Origin of the sequence: uncultured Caulobacter sp. (assembly GCF_947036865.1) — a bacterium.
GTDB lineage: Bacteria > Pseudomonadota > Alphaproteobacteria > Caulobacterales > Caulobacteraceae > Caulobacter.
This window is the reverse complement of the sequence record NZ_CAMQSF010000011.1, coordinates 1-18,737: the sequence shown is the minus strand read 5'-3', so window position 1 is coordinate 18,737 and position 18,737 is coordinate 1. Positions and strand designations below refer to the sequence as shown.

Annotated in this window: 20 protein-coding genes; 9 read left to right on the top strand and 11 right to left on the bottom strand. The window is 68.9% G+C overall.

Going from position 1 to position 18,737, the window contains the following annotated elements:
• Positions 1-115: 115 nt before the first annotated feature.
• Genes ribH through ribD form a run of 4 tightly spaced genes read right to left on the bottom strand, consistent with a single transcriptional unit; the run spans position 116 to position 3,355 of the window.
• Positions 116-571 (bottom strand): 6,7-dimethyl-8-ribityllumazine synthase, encoded by a 456-nt coding sequence (gene ribH / locus Q0V34_RS08740; protein WP_062099896.1) that lies wholly within the window; start codon positions 569-571, stop codon positions 116-118.
• A gap of 14 nt (positions 572-585) precedes the next feature.
• Positions 586-1,719 (bottom strand): 3,4-dihydroxy-2-butanone-4-phosphate synthase, encoded by a 1,134-nt coding sequence (gene ribB / locus Q0V34_RS08735; RefSeq protein ID WP_231732214.1) that lies wholly within the window; start codon positions 1,717-1,719, stop codon positions 586-588.
• A gap of 11 nt (positions 1,720-1,730) precedes the next feature.
• Positions 1,731-2,357: a riboflavin synthase gene (locus tag Q0V34_RS08730; protein ID WP_062099902.1), complete on the bottom strand. Its 627-nt coding sequence runs from the start codon at positions 2,355-2,357 to the stop codon at positions 1,731-1,733.
• Entirely contained in the window at positions 2,357-3,355 is a 999-nt protein-coding gene (ribD, locus tag Q0V34_RS08725; protein ID WP_062099894.1) for a bifunctional diaminohydroxyphosphoribosylaminopyrimidine deaminase/5-amino-6-(5-phosphoribosylamino)uracil reductase RibD, read from the bottom strand. Before ribD ends, Q0V34_RS08730 begins: the two co-directional genes overlap by 1 nt.
• Positions 3,356-3,499: 144 nt before the next feature.
• Between ribD and Q0V34_RS08720 the strand changes: the two genes are divergently transcribed.
• Positions 3,500-4,174 (top strand): GntR family transcriptional regulator, encoded by a 675-nt coding sequence (locus Q0V34_RS08720; protein WP_062099893.1) that lies wholly within the window; start codon positions 3,500-3,502, stop codon positions 4,172-4,174.
• Between the two features lie 315 nt (positions 4,175-4,489).
• On the opposite strand, the gene Q0V34_RS08715 is transcribed toward Q0V34_RS08720, so the two are convergent.
• From Q0V34_RS08715 to Q0V34_RS08705, 3 genes are all read right to left on the bottom strand, one after another.
• Positions 4,490-6,556 carry a TonB-dependent receptor gene (locus Q0V34_RS08715; RefSeq protein ID WP_099503343.1) on the bottom strand — a complete coding sequence of 689 codons (2,067 nt, stop codon included), beginning with the start codon at positions 6,554-6,556 and terminating at the stop codon, positions 4,490-4,492.
• A 106-nt stretch (positions 6,557-6,662) separates the two neighbouring features.
• Positions 6,663-7,085, bottom strand: coding sequence for a hypothetical protein (locus Q0V34_RS08710; RefSeq protein WP_062098590.1), 423 nt, complete (start codon positions 7,083-7,085; stop codon positions 6,663-6,665).
• Positions 7,086-7,238: 153 nt separating this feature from the next.
• Positions 7,239-7,727, bottom strand: coding sequence for an MgtC/SapB family protein (locus tag Q0V34_RS08705; RefSeq protein ID WP_062098588.1), 489 nt, complete (start codon positions 7,725-7,727; stop codon positions 7,239-7,241).
• Between the two features lie 171 nt (positions 7,728-7,898).
• Between Q0V34_RS08705 and Q0V34_RS08700 the strand changes: the two genes are divergently transcribed.
• The gene (locus Q0V34_RS08700; protein ID WP_062098586.1) at positions 7,899-8,273 is read left to right on the top strand and encodes a zf-TFIIB domain-containing protein; all 375 of its coding nucleotides are present in this window, start codon (positions 7,899-7,901) and stop codon (positions 8,271-8,273) included.
• A gap of 520 nt (positions 8,274-8,793) precedes the next feature.
• Here Q0V34_RS08700 and Q0V34_RS08695 read toward each other — a convergent pair.
• Together Q0V34_RS08695 and Q0V34_RS08690 are read right to left on the bottom strand one after the other, a co-directional pair.
• Complete coding sequence (locus Q0V34_RS08695; RefSeq protein ID WP_062098584.1) at positions 8,794-9,072, bottom strand: HU family DNA-binding protein; 279 nt, start codon at positions 9,070-9,072, stop codon at positions 8,794-8,796.
• A gap of 57 nt (positions 9,073-9,129) precedes the next feature.
• Positions 9,130-9,795: a hypothetical protein gene (locus Q0V34_RS08690; RefSeq protein ID WP_197425296.1), complete on the bottom strand. Its 666-nt coding sequence runs from the start codon at positions 9,793-9,795 to the stop codon at positions 9,130-9,132.
• 549 nt (positions 9,796-10,344) lie between these two features.
• On the opposite strand from Q0V34_RS08690, the gene Q0V34_RS08685 reads away from it, so the two are divergent.
• A complete protein-coding gene (locus Q0V34_RS08685; protein ID WP_062098581.1) occupies positions 10,345-12,558 on the top strand; it encodes a ParB/RepB/Spo0J family partition protein in 2,214 nt (737 codons plus the stop codon).
• An 83-nt stretch (positions 12,559-12,641) separates the two neighbouring features.
• Complete coding sequence (locus Q0V34_RS08680) at positions 12,642-13,022, top strand: hypothetical protein (RefSeq protein ID WP_062098579.1); 381 nt, start codon at positions 12,642-12,644, stop codon at positions 13,020-13,022.
• 11 nt (positions 13,023-13,033) lie between these two features.
• On the opposite strand, the gene Q0V34_RS08675 is transcribed toward Q0V34_RS08680, so the two are convergent.
• Entirely contained in the window at positions 13,034-13,450 is a 417-nt protein-coding gene (locus Q0V34_RS08675; RefSeq protein WP_062098577.1) for a thermonuclease family protein, read from the bottom strand.
• A 775-nt stretch (positions 13,451-14,225) separates the two neighbouring features.
• Here Q0V34_RS08675 and Q0V34_RS08670 point away from each other — a divergent pair.
• Positions 14,226-14,546: a DUF736 domain-containing protein gene (locus Q0V34_RS08670; RefSeq protein ID WP_062098575.1), complete on the top strand. Its 321-nt coding sequence runs from the start codon at positions 14,226-14,228 to the stop codon at positions 14,544-14,546.
• Positions 14,547-14,934: 388 nt separating this feature from the next.
• Positions 14,935-15,261 carry a DUF736 family protein gene (locus Q0V34_RS08665; protein WP_062098573.1) on the top strand — a complete coding sequence of 109 codons (327 nt, stop codon included), beginning with the start codon at positions 14,935-14,937 and terminating at the stop codon, positions 15,259-15,261.
• 7 nt (positions 15,262-15,268) lie between these two features.
• Here Q0V34_RS08665 and Q0V34_RS08660 read toward each other — a convergent pair whose 3' ends face one another.
• A complete protein-coding gene (locus Q0V34_RS08660; protein WP_062098571.1) occupies positions 15,269-15,757 on the bottom strand; it encodes a helix-turn-helix transcriptional regulator in 489 nt (162 codons plus the stop codon).
• Between the two features lie 333 nt (positions 15,758-16,090).
• Here Q0V34_RS08660 and Q0V34_RS08655 point away from each other — a divergent pair, with 333 nt between their 5' ends.
• The 3 genes from Q0V34_RS08655 (at position 16,091) to Q0V34_RS08645 (ending at position 18,714) form a co-directional block, all read left to right on the top strand.
• Positions 16,091-16,708 carry a GntR family transcriptional regulator gene (locus tag Q0V34_RS08655; protein ID WP_062098569.1) on the top strand — a complete coding sequence of 206 codons (618 nt, stop codon included), beginning with the start codon at positions 16,091-16,093 and terminating at the stop codon, positions 16,706-16,708.
• Between the two features lie 494 nt (positions 16,709-17,202).
• Positions 17,203-17,850: a lasso peptide biosynthesis B2 protein gene (locus Q0V34_RS08650; protein ID WP_062098567.1), complete on the top strand. Its 648-nt coding sequence runs from the start codon at positions 17,203-17,205 to the stop codon at positions 17,848-17,850.
• A gap of 3 nt (positions 17,851-17,853) precedes the next feature.
• Positions 17,854-18,714 carry a hypothetical protein gene (locus Q0V34_RS08645; RefSeq protein WP_297510679.1) on the top strand — a complete coding sequence of 287 codons (861 nt, stop codon included), beginning with the start codon at positions 17,854-17,856 and terminating at the stop codon, positions 18,712-18,714.
• Positions 18,715-18,737 lie beyond the last annotated feature (23 nt).

Sequence of the window (18,737 nt, the reverse complement as noted above, 5' to 3'; positions counted from 1 at the left end):
TCGATGTCGAGTGTTCGACACAGGAATGGGCGTGTTCGCCCGTTCCTGTGGCAGTCACCCGCTCCCCAATCGGCGACGCCGTTCAGTCCGGGCGGTCGTCGGCCTGCGGCGCCGTCTAGGCCGCGCGTGATCTGATCGACCGGAGCGTCCGCCAGGCCTGGAGACAGGCGTGGGCGGCCTCGCGGCCCTTGTTGTCTACGTCCTCGCGGCTGCGGGCCAGGGCCTGGTCTTCGTCGTAGGTCGTCAGGACGCCGAAGCTGATCGGCCGTCCGGTGCTGAGCCCCGCAGTCATCAGGCCGGCCGCGACCCCCTGGCTGATATACTCGAAGTGCGCGGTGTCGCCCTTGATGACGCAGCCCAGGCAGACGATCCCATCGAACCGCCCGCTGGCGGCCAGGGTCTGGGCGATCAGCGGCAACTCGAAAGCGCCCGGGGCCTCCACGATGTCCTCCTCGCCCAGGCTGACGCCCTCGGCCTCGAGGACCGCGCGGGCGCCCAGCACCAGGCCGTCAACAATGTCGGCATTGAAGCGGCTGACGACGAGGGCGATGCGGGGAAGATCATGGGTCATGGCGTGAGGTCCTTTCAGGCGACGTGACCGAGGTCATGGCCAAGCCGGTCGCGTTTGGCGTTGAGATAGGCGGCGTTGTCGGCGGTGATCGGGGCCAGCACCGGCACGCGCTCGACCACGGTCAGGCCGCCGGCCGTCACGGCCTCGGCCTTGCGCGGATTGTTTGTCATCAGGCGCACCTGCCGCACGCCCAGGGCCTGCAGGATCTGGCACGCCGCGCCGTAGTCGCGCGCGTCGTCGACGAAGCCCAAGGCATGGTTGGCCGACACCGTGTCGAGACCTTGGTCCTGCAGGGCGTAGGCGGCGATCTTGTTGGCCAGGCCAAGGCCCCGCCCTTCGTGACCGCCCAGATAGATCAGCACACCGCCTTCCTGGCCGATGCGGTCCATCGCGGCGCGCAGCTGCTCGCCACAGTCGCATCGCCCAGAGCCCAGGGCGTCGCCGGTCAGGCACTCCGAGTGGATACGGACCAACGGCGCGGCGCCATCGCGCGGACCGGCGATCAGGGCCAGGTGTTCAGCTTCCGCCGACCGGAACGCCACGACTTCAAAGTCGCCGCGCGCGCTGGGCAGGTGCGAGCGCGCCACTTCGGTCACAGCCTGACGATGGGCCACCAGCTCGGCGATCGAGACGATCGGCAGGTCGTGACGCGCCGCGAAGGCGTCCAGGCTCGGGCCCCGCGCCATCGCGCCGTCGGGGTTCATGATCTCGCAGATCACGGCGGCGGGCCTCAGTCCGGCCAGTTTCGCCAGATCGATGGAGGCCTCGGTGTGACCGCGGCGGGCCAGGACGCCGCCCGGCGCGGCCCGCAGCGGGAAGACGTGGCCCGGCGAGACCAGGTCGACGGCGGATGCGCCCGGCGCGGTGGCCGCGGCGATGGTCTTGGCCCGGTCGTGGGCCGAGATGCCGGTGTCGATGCCTTCCGCCGCCTCGATCGAGACCGTGAAGGCCGTGCCGCGTCGGGTGCGGTTGTCGGCGACCATGGGCGCCAGGCCCAGGCGCTCGACGGCCCCGGCCTCCAGCGACAGGCAGATCAGCCCGCTGCCTTCCTTGGCCATGAACGCGATGGCGGCGGCGTCGACATGCTCGGCGGCCATGACCAGGTCGCCTTCGTTCTCCCGGTCGACGTCGTCGACCACGATGATCATCCCGCCCGCCCTCAGGCGTGCGAGCGCTTCAGATAGACGTGACATAGACGCTCCGCATATTTGGCCAGCACGTCGACTTCGACATTGACGAGATCGCCGACGACCGCGTGCCGCAGGGTGGTGTGGGTCCAGGTGTGGGGAATGAGGGCGACGCCGACGCTGAACCCGTCAGGGGCCTGGATCGGGCCGACATCGGTCAGGGTCAGGCTGATGCCGTTCAGGGTGATCGATCCCTTCTCGACGCAGTAGGGCCAGAGGCCGTCGGGCAGTCTGAGGCGCACGCGACGATCGTCCTCGTCGCCGGTGATGGCCGTGATCCGCGCCAGGCCATCGACATGACCCTGCACGATGTGACCCGACAGCCGCGCCGACACCTGCAGCGCCCGTTCGAGATTGACGCGGGCGCCGACGGCGAGGGTCGGGAAGGTACTGCGCGCCAGCGTCTCGGCGCTGAGGAAGAAGGTGGCCTCTCCAGCGTCGTCCTGGGCGATCACCGTCAGGCAGACGCCATCGACGGCGACGCTTTCGCCCAGGGTCAGATCGGAAAACCCAGTGGCCAGGCCGATCTTGAGGGCGCCGTCCCCCGCTTGCGTCACCCACAGGGTCTCGCCGACGGTCTCGATGATCCCGGTGAACATCAGGCGCGGGCCTCCAGATCGTGGGCCAGCCGAACCTCGATCCGGTCGTCCTGATCGGCCGCGTCCGCTGTCCTGATGACGACGTGCTCATCCCAGAGATCGCCGGCCAGCACCGCCGTGGTCACGGTCGGCCCAGCCTCAATCAAAGCCTCCAGGGCGCCATCTTCCGCCAGTTGCGCCAGCAGCGTCGGCAGGTCGTCGTGTAGGCTCGGCGCGAAGCCCTGCATCCGTGCCCGGGCCAGATAGGCGGCCGGGACGCGGCGGCGGCGGTCGAGGATGGCCAGGCGGCGCGGGGACAGGCGCGGGTCGGGGACCCGCCGCACGGTGAAGAGAGGGCTGTCGGCCAGGATCGTGCCAGAGCCGGTGACGATGGCGTCAGCGCGGCGGCGCAAGGCGTGCGCCAGGTCCAGCGACGTGGCGCTGGTGAAGGTCTTGGCGCCGGCGGGCGGGATCATGGAGCCATCCGATCGCAGGGCCTGCTTGACCGTCACCCACGGCCGGCCGCTTCGCAGGCGCCGCGCGAAGGGCGCGATGAGCCGGGCGCTCCGGGCGGCCAGCCGCGGCGCCATCGGGTGGGGCAGGTCGGCGGCGAAGGTCACGTCCAGACCGGCGGCGGCGAGCTGGCGCGCGCCTCCGCCGCGCACCGCCGGGTTCGGATCTGGCGTGCCGATCCAGACGGCGCGGACGGGACTGGCCAGGATGGTCTCGACGCAGGGCGGGGTGCGGCCGTGGTGATTGCAGGGTTCGAGCGTGACGACGAGGGCGCTCACCGCATCCAGCCGGCCGGTCTGGCGACAGGCTTCCAGCGCGGCGACCTCGGCATGGGCGTGACCGGCGCCATGGTGGGCGGCGACAGCCAGGATCTCGCCATCGGCGGCTAGGGCGGCGCACCCGACCGGTGGATTGGGCGCGGTGGCGCCGGCCAGGGCCGCGCCGGCTTCAAGGGCCTGTTGGAACGCCGATGCGACGGCGCCGGGAGCAGGGTGGGGGCAGGACATGGCGGCGACTTAGAGCGGGCGGCCGGCCCGGGCCAAGCGCTTGTCGCCGTTCGAAAGTCTTACATTTTAGAGGCCAATGGGAATGACGTCGGCGGGGTTTGTCACTAGGACCTTGGCCATGAAGTCGTCGATCGCGCCCCGCCCATGAAGGGGCCCCTCAATAGTGTCGCGCCGCACGGCGCCTGGTCGCCCGGTCTCCAGAAGGCCAGGCTCTATGACCTCCTTCTGCAGGACATCATCCTGGGTGATCTGCCGCCCATGCAGGTCCTGGAGGAGAATGCCCTGGCCGCCCGCTACGCAGGCGGTGTCGCGGGCATCCGGGACGCCCTGGGGCGCTTGGCCATCGAGGGGCTGGTGGTGCGTCGCCCGCGCGTGGGCACCATCGTCGCGCCCCTCGATGTCGCCGAGATCGAGCACGCCTTTCAGGTCCGGCGGATGCTCGAAGGCAAGGCCGCCGCGCTGGCCGCGCGCAATCGCCGTCCGACCGATGTCGTGGCCATTCTCGACGCCTTCGCCGGCGCCGAAGACGCCATCGCCACGGGTGATTTTCGCGCCATGCTGGCCATGGACCTGGCCTTTCACCGCGCGGTCGCCGTCGCCGCCCAGAACCCGACGCTGGCCCGGTTCGTGATCGCCCTGCAGAACGTCGCCACCCGGTTCTGGATCTGGCAGATGGAAAAGCAGTCGCCGGAGAGCCAGCTGGAGGACGTCGGACTTCACCGGGGTCTGGGTCAGGCCATCGCCGACGGGGACCCGGACCTGGCCGAAGCACTATGCGCCCAGCTGATTGGTCACCCACCGAGCGGCGAGGCCCGCTGAGGGGCTCCCCAAGGATTCAGCCTTCAGCGTCGCTCGCCCAAGGTTGGCACGACCAGGCCCGCCGTCGATCGGCGTCACCGTGCGCGATGCAAGGAGCTCACACGGAACTTGAACCATCCGGCCAGGCGCGGATCCATCGCGTGATGGGCTCGAAGATTCACCTCACGCTTGGCCGGCGCACCCTGAATTGGGGCAAGGACGAGGGGTTCGCAAACCGTAGCGCCCTGTTTTGGCCGACCGACTCGTCCATGGGGGGACAGGTGTAGCGGCTCGAAAGGGCGGGTGGGGCAGACGCGCCGGGCGCGCCTGCATAGGTCAGAAGTTTACGGTGACCCCGCCGAAGATCGACCGGCCGTCGCCGGGCCACAGGGTGGCAGTCGCAGCGGTCCAGGCGACGGCGGCCTGGGTGTTGGAGACATAGGCCTTGTCGGTCAGGTTGCGGGCATCGACGAACAGCGACACGGCGGGCGTGACCTTCCAGCCGGCGTTCAGATTGACGATCGCATAGCTGGGCGTGGCCTGGGTGTTCTTGTAGTCGATCCAGGCGTCGCTGGCCGACCACTCGACCGACGGCGCGATGAACCAGCCGCGCGGGTCGTCGTAGCGGACCTCAGAGCGGTAGAAGGTCTTCGGCACGATCGGCAGGCGGTTGTCGCCGAACTGCACGTCGTCCTTGAAGCGGAAGTCCGACAGGCTCCAGGTCTGGCGCAGGCGCCAGCGCGGGGCCACGGCCCAGTCCAGCGCCGCCTCGATCCCCTGGTGCATTGTCTTGTCGGCATTGAAGGTCGAGGCCGGGATCGACGAGGTCACCGCATATTGCAGCATCTCGTCCCGAAGCTCGGCGCGATAGAGCGTCAGGTCGTATGTGAACGGACCCTTGTGGCCGCGCGCCCCGACCTCGCCGGTCCAGGCCTTCTGCGCCTTCACGGGGGCGAAGCCGGTATTGGTCGGGCTCATCGAGCTGAAGTTCGGCGGCTCGACCGAGCGGGTCAGGTTGGCGAAGACCTGGTTGCCGGTCTCGTCCTGCCAGAGGAGGCCGACGCGCGGCGAGACCCAGTCATAGGTTTTGTCGGCCTTGAGGTTGAAGGTCGCCGCCTGGCCGGGGATGGCGAAGCTGGTGTAGTCGCGCCGCGCCTCGCCCCAGGTCGCGCCGGCCACCACGGCGACGCGGTCGGTGACGAACAGACGGCCCTCGCCGAACACGTCCACGGCCTTGGCGTTCTGCAAGGTCCGCGAGGTCGGCGCGCCGCGAGCGCCGCGATTGTTGACGTAGAAATTGCTGTCCAAGTCGCCGGTCCGCACCCAGGCGCCGAAGAAGGCGTCGGCCCGCTTGCCGGCCAGTTCGCCGTCCCAGTCGAAGCGGCCGAAGGCGCCCCAGTTGCGGCTCTGCTGGTCGATGACCTGGAAGATCGGGTGGTCCAGGTCCTTCCACACCGCATAGACAGCGCCCTCGAACACCAAGCTGTCGTCCAGCCGCCAGGTGGTGCGCAGCGAACCGCGCAGGCCGCGCTGGTTGCGGCTCTGGTCGCCGGAGAGGTTGCCGGCCGCCGACTGGTGCGGATTGGCCTGGAACTGGGCCAGGGTCAGGGATCCGGGGATCTCCTGGTTGATATTCGAGCCGTTGACGATGAAGCGGACCTCGCGGTCCTCGCCGAAGCTGCGGCCGATATTGAGCGAGCCGAACTGGATGTTCTGCTGGCTCTGCGAGCGCCAGCCCTGGGCCGTCTGGTTTGTGGCCGCGGCATAGACGTCCCAGCTCCCCGACTGGCGGGCGATGGCGACATGCTCACGTAGCAGCCCGAACGAGCCGCCGTCGATCCGGACTTGGTTGGCGAAGCCCGCGTCCTTGCCCGTGGGCGTGACCAGGTTGACCGCCCCGCCCAGCAAGGCCCCGCCGAAGCGCAGGGCGTTGCCGCCGCGATAGACCTCGGCGTAGCGGGTGTTCAGCGGGTCGGCGACCTGGCTGTCACCAAACCCATCGGCTTCATTCAGCGGCACGCCGTCCTGGGCCAGCAGCAGCCCGCGATTGTGGACGGTGTTGCCGATGCCAGAGCCGCGGATCGAGATGCGGATGTCGCCGCCCCATTTGCGCTGGGCGTAGACGCCGGGGGCGTCGCGCAGCATGTCGTCCAGCGCCAGGGCCTGGCGGCTGATGTAGCTCTCTTGCGAGACCACCGACACGCCGCCGGGGGTCTCCGACAGCCGTCGGCGGGCGTCGGCGACGACCTGCGGGTCCTCGGGGTTCGGGCGGGCGGTGACGATGACCGACGAGACTTGGCTATCGGCCGGTGTCTGGTCGTTGGCGGCCGCGAGATCGGCGGCCAGGGCGGTGACAGGCGTGCAGAGGGTAATGGCCGAGGCGGCCAGCAGGAGCGATTTCATGGCGTTGTTCAGGTCCTTGGGCCGCGCGAGACGGCCGTGATCGATCTGCCGCGCGCGGTTCGACGCGAACGCGCGGGCTCGGATGGCGGCGCAAGGCCGCCGGAGATCAGATCAGGACGCTGGGAGGACCGGTCGGCGGAGGCGGTGGGGCCGCAAGACCTCGGCCGGGCGTCAGGTTCGCCGCGGCGGCCAAGGGCCGTTCGGCATAGGCTACGGCCTTGGCCTGGCCGACGGCGGTGATGGTCGGCGGCGCGACCGCGGCGCCCTGGGCGGCGAACGGGCAGGGGGTGTCGTGAGCGGACGGCTCGCCCGGCGCCTCGCCGTGGCGCGCCCCCAGGTCTTCACCGGGCTGGATGGTCATGGGGCCGTTGCCGGTGCAGAGCACCAGAGCGAACGGCAGCCTGTCGCCGGTGGCCTGGCCTGGCATGTAGCCGGCCGGGAGCATGATCCGGAGGGCGATCGCCAAGGTCGCGAGCACCAGGAAGGCGTCGCGGGCCAAGAATCTGGCGATGGCGGTCGAGCGGCTCACGACGGCGCCTTTATCCGATCAATCGGCGGCTGTCGCCTGCCACTCACGCCAGCCTGGCTCAGGGCGACTACGGAGGAATCAGGCGAGACCTTCCGGCGCGGCGGCTGTAGCCGCAGCGCCGGAACGGTTCGGGGACGCTGGACGGTCCAGTGCCTAGCTATATTCGCCGCGATCCTCGCCAGCGGTCGCCTCACTGTCGGCCTTATCATCGCGGGCGGCTTGCTTAAGCGGGCGGGCAAACCGCAGGGTCAGGTAGGTGGTCAGGGCCAGCACGACGGCGATGTCGTAGAGGCCGTAGCCGACCGCCGCTCCCATCGCCCCGGTCGCCCAGAGGCTGGCGGCGGTCGCGGTTCCGGATGCGCGGGCGCCTTGCTTGAGGATCGCCCCGCCACCGATGAATCCTACGCCGGTGATCAGGCCTTCCATGATCCGGGCCTGGCCGGGCGATCCGCGGCCGAGCACCGCGATGCCGACCAGCACGAAGCCGCAGGCGGCGATGGCGACCAGCGGGAACGTCCGGATGCCAGCGCTGCGCTCCTCGCGCTCGCGATCCCAACCGACCGGCAAGGCCAGGATGAAGGCCAGGGCCAGGTTGAAGACGTGGTTGGCAGTCTCCCACAGCGCGGTCGGATCAACCTTCATGGCGTACGGACGTCTCCAACAGGGGCAGGTCTTTCCGCCATACTTTGACAGGAACCAGCGTGCCGAGCGCCACTATATGGCCTCGTGCGAGTTCTTAAGTGGCCGTCAGTCCTGGCGGGTTCCAAAATCCGTCGCCATCGTCACAGGGCAGCCGTTCCGAGGAGCTTGCGAATGACCGATACGATGTCCGCCGCCCGCCATGAAGGCGGTCTGCTGTGCCCCGTCTGCCGCGTCGATCTGGTCATGACGGATCGGCAAGGCATCGAGATCGACTACTGCCCGAAATGCCGTGGTGTGTGGCTGGATCGGGGCGAACTCGACAAGATCATCGAGCGCAGCATGGCCTATGAAGCGGCCCCGCCGCCTCAGCCCGCGCCGACGCCGCGTCAGCAGGCGCCCGAGTACGGCGGCCCCTGGGAAGGGGAGTATCGCGGTGATCATGATCGCGGCGGCCACGGTGGAAAGCACGGGGGCGGAAAGCACGGCGGCGGTCACGGTGGTGGCCACGGCCGGCGTCGGGGCTTCCTGGGAGGGCTCTTCGACTAGCCGGTCTGACACCAACCCGCGTAGATCCGACGTAGCGACGGCTCGCCCACGGCGAGCCTCCAGCTTGGAAAGGCTTGGGGCTCCGCTTCCAGGCGCTGGCGGGCGTGGCGGGCCTGATCGTGGCGGCGTACAAGACCTTTGGTCACGGCGGCTGGGTTGGGCCGCCTCCGGCGCTGAACCCTAGAGGGCGTTCAGCATCCGCTCGTAGCGCTCATTGATCGCGCCGGGCGCGGGACGGTTGTCGAGCCACCGCCCAAAGGCGATGATCTCTCTTCTAAGCCGGGCTCCAATCGTGCGCACGCACCAAGGTCTGGAAAACCTCCTTGGCGCGAACCTGGGGGAGGGGCGCGCTCGCCAGCGTCCGGCAGAGCTTACGGGCGTGGGCCAGGGCTTCGGCTAAGGTCGTTGAGATGGGACAGCACCGTGGGGCGGACGCACGGCTGGCTTGTTCTGACCGCCGTCCACCGACGCGTTTGTCCAGCGAAGGGGCCATTTTGTCGATGGCCCCTTGCCCGAAAGATTAGGAATTCACCGCGTCCTTCAGCTGCTTGGCCGGCGAGAAGGCAACTTTCTTGCTGGCGGCGATCTCGATGCTCGCGCCGGTCGAAGGGTTGCGACCCGTGCGCGCGGGCTTGGCTTGGACCTTGAACTTGCCAAAGCCGGGAATCGAGACTTCCTCGCCCTTCACCGCCGCGTCCGCGAGCGACTTGAACACGCCATCGATGATGGCCTTCGCCTGGGCCTTGGTGAGCTTGGGTTCAGCCGCGACGGCGGCGTCGACGAGATCCGAAACGTTCATCTTGTAGGCTCCGTGTGGGAATCGAAGGCGCGAGCCTGCGTCTTCGCTGCTGGGTTGTCACGTTTCGTCGCGCAGATAGGCTGCGTCTTCCTCGTCTAGGATCGTCATCCGATCGCGCTCCCATTCCTCGGCCCCCAGCCGCAGGGCCTCGCGGGCCTTGGCGATCCAGGCCGCGTCGGCAACCGGAGCCTCGGCCAGGGCCCGCAGGCTTCCTGGCGTCGCCTCGAACGACCAGTGCTCCCGTGGTTCGTCGAGCTCGGCCTCATAGGCGGCCGTTCGTTGCTCCATGCGGATCGGCGGCGGGCGCTTGGACTCGTCCAGAGGCCACTTCGCCCAGATCTCCTCGTCCGAAATCCCACGCTGCCTGGCCTCCCAGCGGGCGATGACATCCATCAGGGCCGGATCGGGCTCGGGCTTGTTCCAACGCGCGGCCCCCATTAGTCGCTTGAAGGGCTCGGGATTCATCAAGATCGTGTAGACGCGATTGACCACCTCGATCATCAGCGACTTCATTTCCTCGTCGCACAGCCGCGAAAGCCGCGACCAGGGGATCTCGCCGTAGGGCGTGACGACCTTGACGTCGCTGTAGTCGCCGACCGCCGAAGTCGGGAAGATTCCCGCGTGCAGCTCCTCTAGGCGAGAGTTGCGCATGCCCGTCTCGACGATCACCAGGGCAAGCGCGGTGCGCCACCTCTCCTCGTCGATCTTGCTGGGTCTGGGCATCAAAAGCGTCCTGGCCGTTTGGGTCACCATGACGGTCCAATGCCAGGCCGCCAATACCAAGTCGCTCGACCCGCAGCCTGGTGCAAGCTTGGCCTGTCGGCGGAAGGTCGATGTTCGGTTGCTCGGATCACTACGAGTGTTCTTGGCCTATGGGTCACAGCGCGAGGCGCGGTGGGCGCGCTGCGACGATAAGGCCACGAGGGTCCATCTCTGTGACGGCCGAACCCGATACGCCGGCCTGGCTAGCCGCCCTGGCCGCGATCGAGGGCCCATCTCTGCGAAGGCCGGATCCGCGATAAGATCGGCCGACTGAGTTTTGGCTTGTTTGGCCGCTGCCGCGGCCGTGGCTTGGGGCTCCGCCCCCAGCGCACTTCGGATCGTCTTCCGCCCACCTTCGGCCGTGTCGACAGGGATCAGCCATCGCCAGGTCGCGTCCTGCAGGCGGGTCCCCGCGAAGACGCCCCTCCGTTTGCACCCCCGCGCTCGCCGCTTGGCAGGGTTTCAGGCGCGCCTTCCGCGTGCCTGCAACCCTTGCCCAAGGAGGCAGACATGACCCCCCAAGAAACCCGCGCGACCGTCGCTGACGCTTCGGCCGCCAAGCCCAGCCAGATCGTCGTCCAGTACGGCGAGGTTCGGGACATTCCCTTGAACCGCCTGAAAGCCTCGCCTCGCAACGTCCGACGCGTCGGTCACAGCGCCCAGGTGATCGAGTCCCGCGCGGCCTCAATCACCTACAAGGGCGTGCTGCAACCGCTCGTCGTCGAACCCGAGATCAAGGATGGGCGCGAAACCGGCTACTACCTCGTCAGCGCGGGCGAAGGGCGTCGCCAAGCCCTACGCCTGCTGGCCCAGCGCAAGCGGTTGGCCAAGGGGGCGCCGGTTCGCTGCGTGGTCGATACGGTCAACGACCCGTCCGAGGTCTCAATGGACGAGAACCTTAGCCGCGAACCGATGCACCCGGCTGACCAGTACGAAGCCTACAAGGACCTCGCCGAGCGCAAGGGCTACAGCGCCGAGGAGCTGAGCGCGCGGTTCGGGCCAAGCCCCGAGACCGTGCGCAAGCACCTGCGGCTCGGCGCGGTGTCGCCCGCGCTGCTCGACCTCTATCGCGAAGGGGTCCTGACCCTCGATCAGGTGACCGCCTTCGCGGTCAATCCCGATCCGGTGCGGCAGATGCAGGTCTATGAGCAGCTGTCGCCGGGCAATCGCCAGCCCTACGCCATCCGTCGCCTCATGACCGAGATGAAGGTGGGGGCCGACGACCGCCGCGTGCGCTTCTTAGGGCTGGACGCCTATGTCGCGGCGGGCGGCCCGGTGCTGCGCGACCTCTTTACCGAGGACAACGACGGCTGGGTCGAGGACGTCGTTCTGCTCGACCGCCTGGTCGGCGAAAAGCTCGCCGCTCTGGCCCAGGACATCCGCGACCGTGAGGGCTGGAAGTGGGCGAGCGCTCACCTCGAATTCCCGCACGGCCACGGCCTGGCCCGTATCTGGGAACACGCGCTTGAGCGCACGCCCGAGGCGGTCGCCGCCGTGAACGCATTGCAGGCTGAAGAGGCGGCCCTGACCGAGCAGTGGGCCGAGGCAGACCCGCTGCCGCCCGAGGTCGCCGCGCGCTTCGAGGCCATCGAAGCCGAACTGGAGGCGCTGGGCGACGACTTCGGCCACACGGCGCAAGAGAAGGCGCGAGCCGGTGTTATGGTGGTGTTGCTGCCCTACGGCGACGTGCGGATCGACCGGGGCTTTGTCCGCCCCGAGGACGAGCCCGCGCCCGAACCGGAAGACGAGGCCGATGACGGGCAGGACGGCGCCGATGATCACGGCCCATTCCTCGGCGAAGACGACGACAGGGACGAAGAAGACGGCGACGGCGACGCAGACGACGGCGGCGAAGACGACGACATCGACGAGCCCGACGGTGACGCCGCCGCGCCGCTGCCCGACCGCGTGATCGCCGAACTGACCGCCCATCGCACCGCGGCCCTTCGCGACGCCCTGGCCCAGGACCCGGACCTTGCCCAACTCGCCCTGGTCCACGCTCTGGTCAGCCGGGTCTTCGCCCTCGGCGTTCCGGCGACCTGCCTCGACATCCGTTGGGGGTCGCGCAACCTCAATGGCTTTGGCGAAGGCATCGAGGAAAGCCCGGCGGGGCTCTCCATCGCCGAACGCCACAGCCATTGGGCGCGCCAAGTCCCCGGCGCCCCCGAGGACATCTGGGCGTTCGTGGTCGGGCTCGACGCCGACAGCCGCGCCTGTCTGCTCGCCCACTGCGTGAGCCTGACGCTCGATGGCCTGCGCACCTGGGAGCGTCGTGAGCGAACGATCCTGGCCCATGTCGAGACCCTGGCCACGGCGCTTGATCTCGACATGCGGGCCTACTGGAGGCCGACCGCCGTGCGCTACCTGGACCGCGTCACCAAGGCCCAGATCATGGCGGCGGTCGGCGATGGTGTGTCGGCCGAGGTGGCGGGGCGGCTGTCGGGCTTGAAGAAGCCGCAGATGGTCGAGGCGGCCGAGCCGCTGCTGGTCGAAGCCGGATGGCTGCCGCCCGTCCTGCGCACCGTCAGTCCGCGTGCCGAGGCGTCCGCCGAGGACGACGATCAAGGCCCGACCCCCGAGGCCGGGGCGCCCGAGGGGGCGGGCGCTCAAGACGAGGCCGAGGAGGTCGCGCCCGACGTGGACGATGTCTTGGGCGGCGGCGAGGCCGAACAGACCGCAGCGGACGAGGCTGAGGTCGCGGCTCTGCTGGACGCGGCCGAGTAGGGAGGGACGGGCGGCCTTGCGGCCACCCGTCATCTTTTCGGCAAGACCGGCGCGGCCGATCCTTTGGGATCGGCCGCTTTCGTTTGGCGTCGCCCGCTTTCCTGTGGACCATCGGGCTGATGGTCTGGATCGACGGTCGGCGACGCGCGGAATCGACCTATCGCCGCTCGATGACTCAGGATCAGATCGACCGCATCCTCGAAGAGATGCAAGCCGCCTTCGAGAAGACCGGCGACGATGGCGAGCGTCCCGGCCTGATCACCTTCGACCGGGATGACTGGGTCGGCGCCAACCTTTCGACCTGCTGCACCACGCTAGGACGCGGCATTCGTACGCGCGGAATTCAGATCAAGGTCGCCAAGGGCCGCGAGACGAGGGTGTGGACGCGCGCCGAGGCCGTGGCGATGGGCGAAGACCCCAAGTCATTCGAAGACCTCAAGAGCCGCGAGGACGCCAAGGTCTAGCGCCTGCGGGGTCAGCGGGCCGGGCGCGCCGTCGCCCCCGGTGCCCAGTTGCCACGTTTAGCGATGCGCGCCTCGTCCTGCGCGGCGGCGTAAGCGCCCTTGCTGTAGCGGCGCCACTCCGTCGCCAGGCCCGACCGGATCATCGCGGCGTTGAGGTCAGGACTGGCGCTCGACCAGCACTTGGCCACTTGCCGGCCGTAGCGGTCCGCCGCCACAACCCGACAGCCGACCCGCTCGCGGGTCAGGCTGAAAAGCAAATCGCGAGCCTCGTAGGCCAAGGGCTCCGCCGCCGTCTTGCCGCGCCGCACTTCCGGGGCGTCGACGCCGAACAGCCGAACATACGTCTTCCCGCAGCGCAGGGTATCGCCGTCGTGAACGGTCGGCGCGGTGCAGGCGATGATGACGCCGATGACGACGGGAGCGGGCATGTCCCTGCCTATAGCCTGCGTCGCGCGCTTCGCCAGTCAGCCTCGGATCAAGACGTCAGCGCCCAGTGGACCGCGCGAGGGCAGGGATCGAGTGACGGGCTGAAGGACCGGCGCGCCGCGCCCGCCCCACCGGATCAGCGGGGCGGGTTGACCGCCTTAGTCCACCTCGGGGCCAGTGCTGCGCGACCAGACCAGGGGGTCGCCTTCTCGACGATCGCCAGGGCGGCGTTGATCGCCGCGCCGAACAAGGGACGTCCAGGCTGACCAACTGGTGCTCGCTGTCATCCTTACTCGTCATCGTCCGGCGGCCCGAACCCGGCATTCCCGCAGGTGATGCGAAAGCCCGAGCTCATGTCGCGGACTTGTCGGCAACCGGGCGGACCTGGACTCTCGAGGCCGATGGTCAGGGTGTGGATCTCGCCGCTGAACCAGCCGCCAGGGTTGTCGTTCCGGCGCCGAGATGAACAGGCGGTCTCTCCATGAAAATCTGAGCCGGGCGCGTCGACCGCGTCCTCTTCTGGCCTGATCTGACCGGGGACCGGTCCGTCCCCGCAACCTTGGCCTTGGACTTTCTTCCCTTGGGGCGCAGGCGCCCCATTCCTCGCGAGACAAGAAACTTCAACGCCTTCGGTCCTCCGCAAGGCTCCGGGAGCGCGCCCGCAAGCACGGCTTGGACGGGCGGGGCGCGCTCTGCGGGGCGGACTTTAAGCCCCGGTCCAGCGATCGCCATCGAGGCCGCGATCGGCGCGGCCCGGTTCAGATCGGAGAGACCACCATGTCCACCATCGGCGCCTTCACCGCCAACGCTGACGGCTCGTTCACGGGCGAGATCCACACCCTGGCCATCAACCTCAAGAAGGTCCAGATCCGCCCGGTCGCCGACAAGCCCAGCGACAAGAGCCCCGATTTCCGCATCACCGCCGGCGCCGCCAATCTCGGGGCCGCCTGGAAGAAGACGAGCAAGGACAACAACGAGTACCTGTCGGTCAAGCTGGACGACCCCTCGTTCGGCGCGGCGATCAACGCCGCCCTGGTGGTCATCGAGACGGTCCACACCCTGGTCTGGTCGCGTAGCACCGGCCCCAAGGAGGACTAAGGCGGTCAGCCCGCCCCGCCGATCCGGCGGGGCGGGCGCGGCGCGCCGGGGATGTTTCAAGCCGGCCTTCAGCGGGGCTCGGCGTGGGGCGGAGCCGCCGTTTCCACGCCATGGCCTGTCTTTCTACGACTGGCGTCCTGGGCGCCTTGAGAGCCTTTGGGCGCTGGCACACAAGGGTCTTGCGGGTCTCGCGAGGACGCCACCAACCGCCCGCCCAGGCGTCCGTTTCGCACCCGCGCGTCGCGGCGCTCTCGTTCCCCCCGGAGCGCGGCGAGGCGGCGGCTCGTCCGACCAGCTCAACTCCCCCCAGCTGGTCTCTCGAGCCGCCGCCGGTCGGGCGCCGGCATCGTCCAGGCGGGGACCACGACAGCGCAAAAAGGAGAACCTCATGATGACCATCGGCCAATTCCGTCGCGACGGCGACGGCTTCACCGGCAAGCTGGACACCTTCGCCAGCGACGCGCTCATCACCCTGACCCCAGCCGAGAAGTTCTCGGCCAAGGCCCCGGACTTCATCGCCTGGTCGGGGCAGCGCGAGTGCGGGGCAGGCTGGCGGGTCAATGACGCCAGCGGCGCGGTGCTCAGCGTCAAGATCGACGACCCGACCTGGCCCGAGCCGGTGAGCGGCCGGATCATGGCCGCCGAGGATGGGGTGCTGCCGCTGGTCTGGTTCCGCCGGGCCGAGACGCCGGTCGACAAACCGCCGCCCGCCTAGGCCTGGGTCAAGTTTCCGAAGCGTCACCGCTGCGGTAGAGCCGGCCGATCTCTCGTTCGAGCCAGTGCTCGGCCCCGTCGCGGCGCCGCGCCAACAAGGCCTTTAGATGGGCGAATGCCTGCCGGAAGGCCTCGAAAATGGCGGTCCCCGGGAGCAGGGCGCCGGCGTCTCCGGCCTCGGCGCTGAACTCCCGGTGGGCCAGCCAAAGGATCATGGACGACTTGTTGTCCATCGCCCGGTAGGCCACTTCCGGATCCTCGAACATGACGCCGTGGACGATCGCCAAGGCGTCGCTGCGTGTCACCTCCGCGAACCGCTTGATGCGGTCGAAGTGCAAGCGTCCTCGACCCGCCTCGAAGTTCTCGTAGGTCTTCTCGGCGATGCCCATCGCCTCGGCGACTTCGACCTGGGTGAGCCTTCGTATGACCCGGATCTTCTTGAGGATTGTGGACAGCAACTCCGACTGCCGGGCATAGCTGATATCCTGCTGGGACATGCTCACTCCGCAACCACACGCGGTCAACCTAAGGCAGAATTGCAATCTGGCGCTCGTCCGCAGCCGGATCAATGACCGAAGGTTGCAATTGCGTGCAGGTGGGCAGGTTTTTGCGAATTCCGGCGCCCGTCGCGGGATCGGCGACGGGTTTGCTCTAAACCATGCGAACCAATCCGCACGATTCTGGGGGAAGAGCCGTCGTCTTCTGGTTTCCACCCACCGGTTGAGTCTCTGAGCGAACACATTTGACCGCCTGGTGGCGCATCGCGCCCTTCGCGCCTCGACAGCCAGGAAGCGGGACGTTCACGCTTGCCGCTTTGTGGTGGGGATGTCGTGAGCCGTGATCGCGATCCGTTCGAGCGGGCGTTGGAAGCCATTCGGCTGAAGCTTCGGGAGGGGGAGGGGCTGCAGGGCCGGGCCCTGGCCATCAATCTGCTCGCCAAGGCGCTTGGCGTCAGCCAGACCCCGGTGCGAGAAGCTCTGGCATGGTTGGCCGGCGAAGGTCTGATCGTCCGCACCCGGACCGGCTATGTCGGCCGCTCGCATGACGCCACGAGCCTGGCCGAACTCTATCGCTTGAACCTGGCCCACGTCCTGGCCGCTTTGTCGGCCGATGCCCGGGGCGGTGCGGCTCGTGGCGTTGGGCCGGTAAGGCGCGCGTCCTGGCCGCTGATCGACGGCGAGGATCCCAACCAGGTCTTCGATGTGATCGTGGCCCTGGCCGGAGACCGCACCCTGCTGGCTGCTTTGCGGCGCACGCGTGAGCCCCTGTCGGTGTTTATTGCGGCCGAAGCCCTGGTGATCGGCGACACCGAGGCGGTCATGGCCGAACTGGCGCAGGCCTATCCCGACCCCGGCCGCTTGCGCGCGCTCGCCCGGGCCTTCTACCGCCGGCGCATCCAGGGCGCGGCGCGGGTTCTTTCGGCGACCCTCGAGCGGCTGCAGATATAGCCCGGATATAGTTTGAATATACCACCTCCGCGTCGCCTCCTGATTAAGCCGCAACCCGCGGCTGAACGAAAGGAGACCTGCGATGCGTGACTCCCTGCAACTGATCCGCCTCGGCTCGGCCAAGCAGCTGACCCAGGCCAGCGGCGGCACCCTGAAGGCCGAGTCCGTCGAGTTCATCCGGTACGACCCGCTCTGAACCCGGCGCGGACGGCGCCCGCTCGCGGACGCCGTCTTCCGTGCGGCGCGCCTGCCGGTCACAATCCGACGGCGCGCCGTCTCATCGCGCTTTTGCGCGGCATACGCTCATGGAGACGGTCCAATGACCTCCATGCCTCGACTGATCCGCCTCGGCAGCGCCATGGCCCTGACCCGAGCCGGCGGCGGCACTATGCACATGGAAGAAGGCCTGCCGCTCTACTACGACCCTGTCTAGCGGGCGCGCCGGCGCCGCGCGGCGCCGGCTCCCTGTCTTTCCCAAAGTCTCTGGAGGCAGCATGTCGCTGTGCCTGGCCCGACACGTGCGCGGAGTCAGCGTCGAGGACGACCTGGTGTTGCTCGACGCCGAAGCCGACGCCTATTTCTGCCTGCCCGCGATCAGGGGCGTGGTTATCGACCCGGACGGCCAGGTGCACGGCGCGCCCGAACCGCTGGCGCGAGCGCTGGTTGAGGCGCGATTGGCCGAGCGCGGGACGCTCCCGACGACAGAGCCGGCCTGTGTCGCGCCGGTGGCGCGCACGGCGCGTCGGATCCTGGAGCACCTCGAGACGATCGACGCGCGTGCGACCGTGCGGCGATGGCGCGCCCTGGCGCACGCGGTCCTCGTCGCGCGCGCCGGCCGGTACCGGCCGTTCGCGCAGCTCATTGCCGGACCGCCCGCCCAGGCCCAGGCGCTCTCGCCTGACTTCCTCGACGATCTGGCGGCCTACCGACGCCTGACGCCGTGGCTCCCGATCGACGGCGCCTGCCTTTTTCGCAGCCACATGCTGCGCGCCTATCTTCGCGCGCTCGGGCACGACGCAGCCTGGGTCTTTGGCGTCAGCGTCTGGCCTTTCGACGCTCATTGCTGGCTACAGGTCGAGGACGCGGTCTTGGACGACGAGGCCGAGCGCCTGTCCGCCTACCACCCGATCCTGGTGGTCTGAGCCATGGGCTATATCGTTCTGGTCCGCACGCCCGGCGCCACCGCCGCCGCCTTCGACGCCATGCTCGAAGACCTGGTCGCGCGGCAAGGATGGCGCCATGTCGTCAAGGCCTATGCCCTGGCGGTGCTGGTCAAGGGCGCCGCGCCGCTGCCGGTCCTGCCGCTTGCCGGCGCGCACGGCGTCGGTGGCGTCTTGCTGGGGCGCGTATTCGATCGAGCGGCGGGAGAGGCTGGGGAGGCGCGCCAACCTCAGCTCGATGGCCTGGTCGATCTGGATCCCATCGAGGCGGTCTCGCGCCTCATCCAGAGCGCTTGGGGCGGCTACGTGGCGGTGCTGGCCCCGCGACGCCCCGACCCGCCGGTCGTGCTGCGCGATCCTACCGGTCAGGTCGAGGCCTTCATCTGGCGCCGGGACGGCGTCACCTTGATTGGATCAGAAGCCCCCAGGGGCCTGGCCGCGCCGCTAGGGCTTGCGATCGATTGGCGCCGGGTCGGCGATCTCCTGGACGATCCTCGCCGGACCGGCGCGGCCCCGCCGCTGAGCGGCGTCCTGGGCGTTGACCCCGGAGAGTGCCGGCATGGTGTCGGCGCGGGCGAATCCCTGCGCCTTTGGTCGCCAGCCCGGATCGTGCGCGAGCGCAGGCCGCCGGACGATCCTGCTGACGCGCTCAGGCGCTGGGTGGACGTCAGCGTCGCGGCTGAGGCCAGCGATGCCGAGACGATGCTCTGTGAAATCTCCGGCGGACTGGACTCGGCGATCGTCGCCACCGCGCTCGCCCGGGCCGGTCGGCGTCCCACTGGCGCGATCAACTTCTATCGCGATCAGGCGCAAGTGTCCGCCGTCAGCGCCCATGAGACAGATTGAGGGTTCCGTTTAGAGGAGGGTTT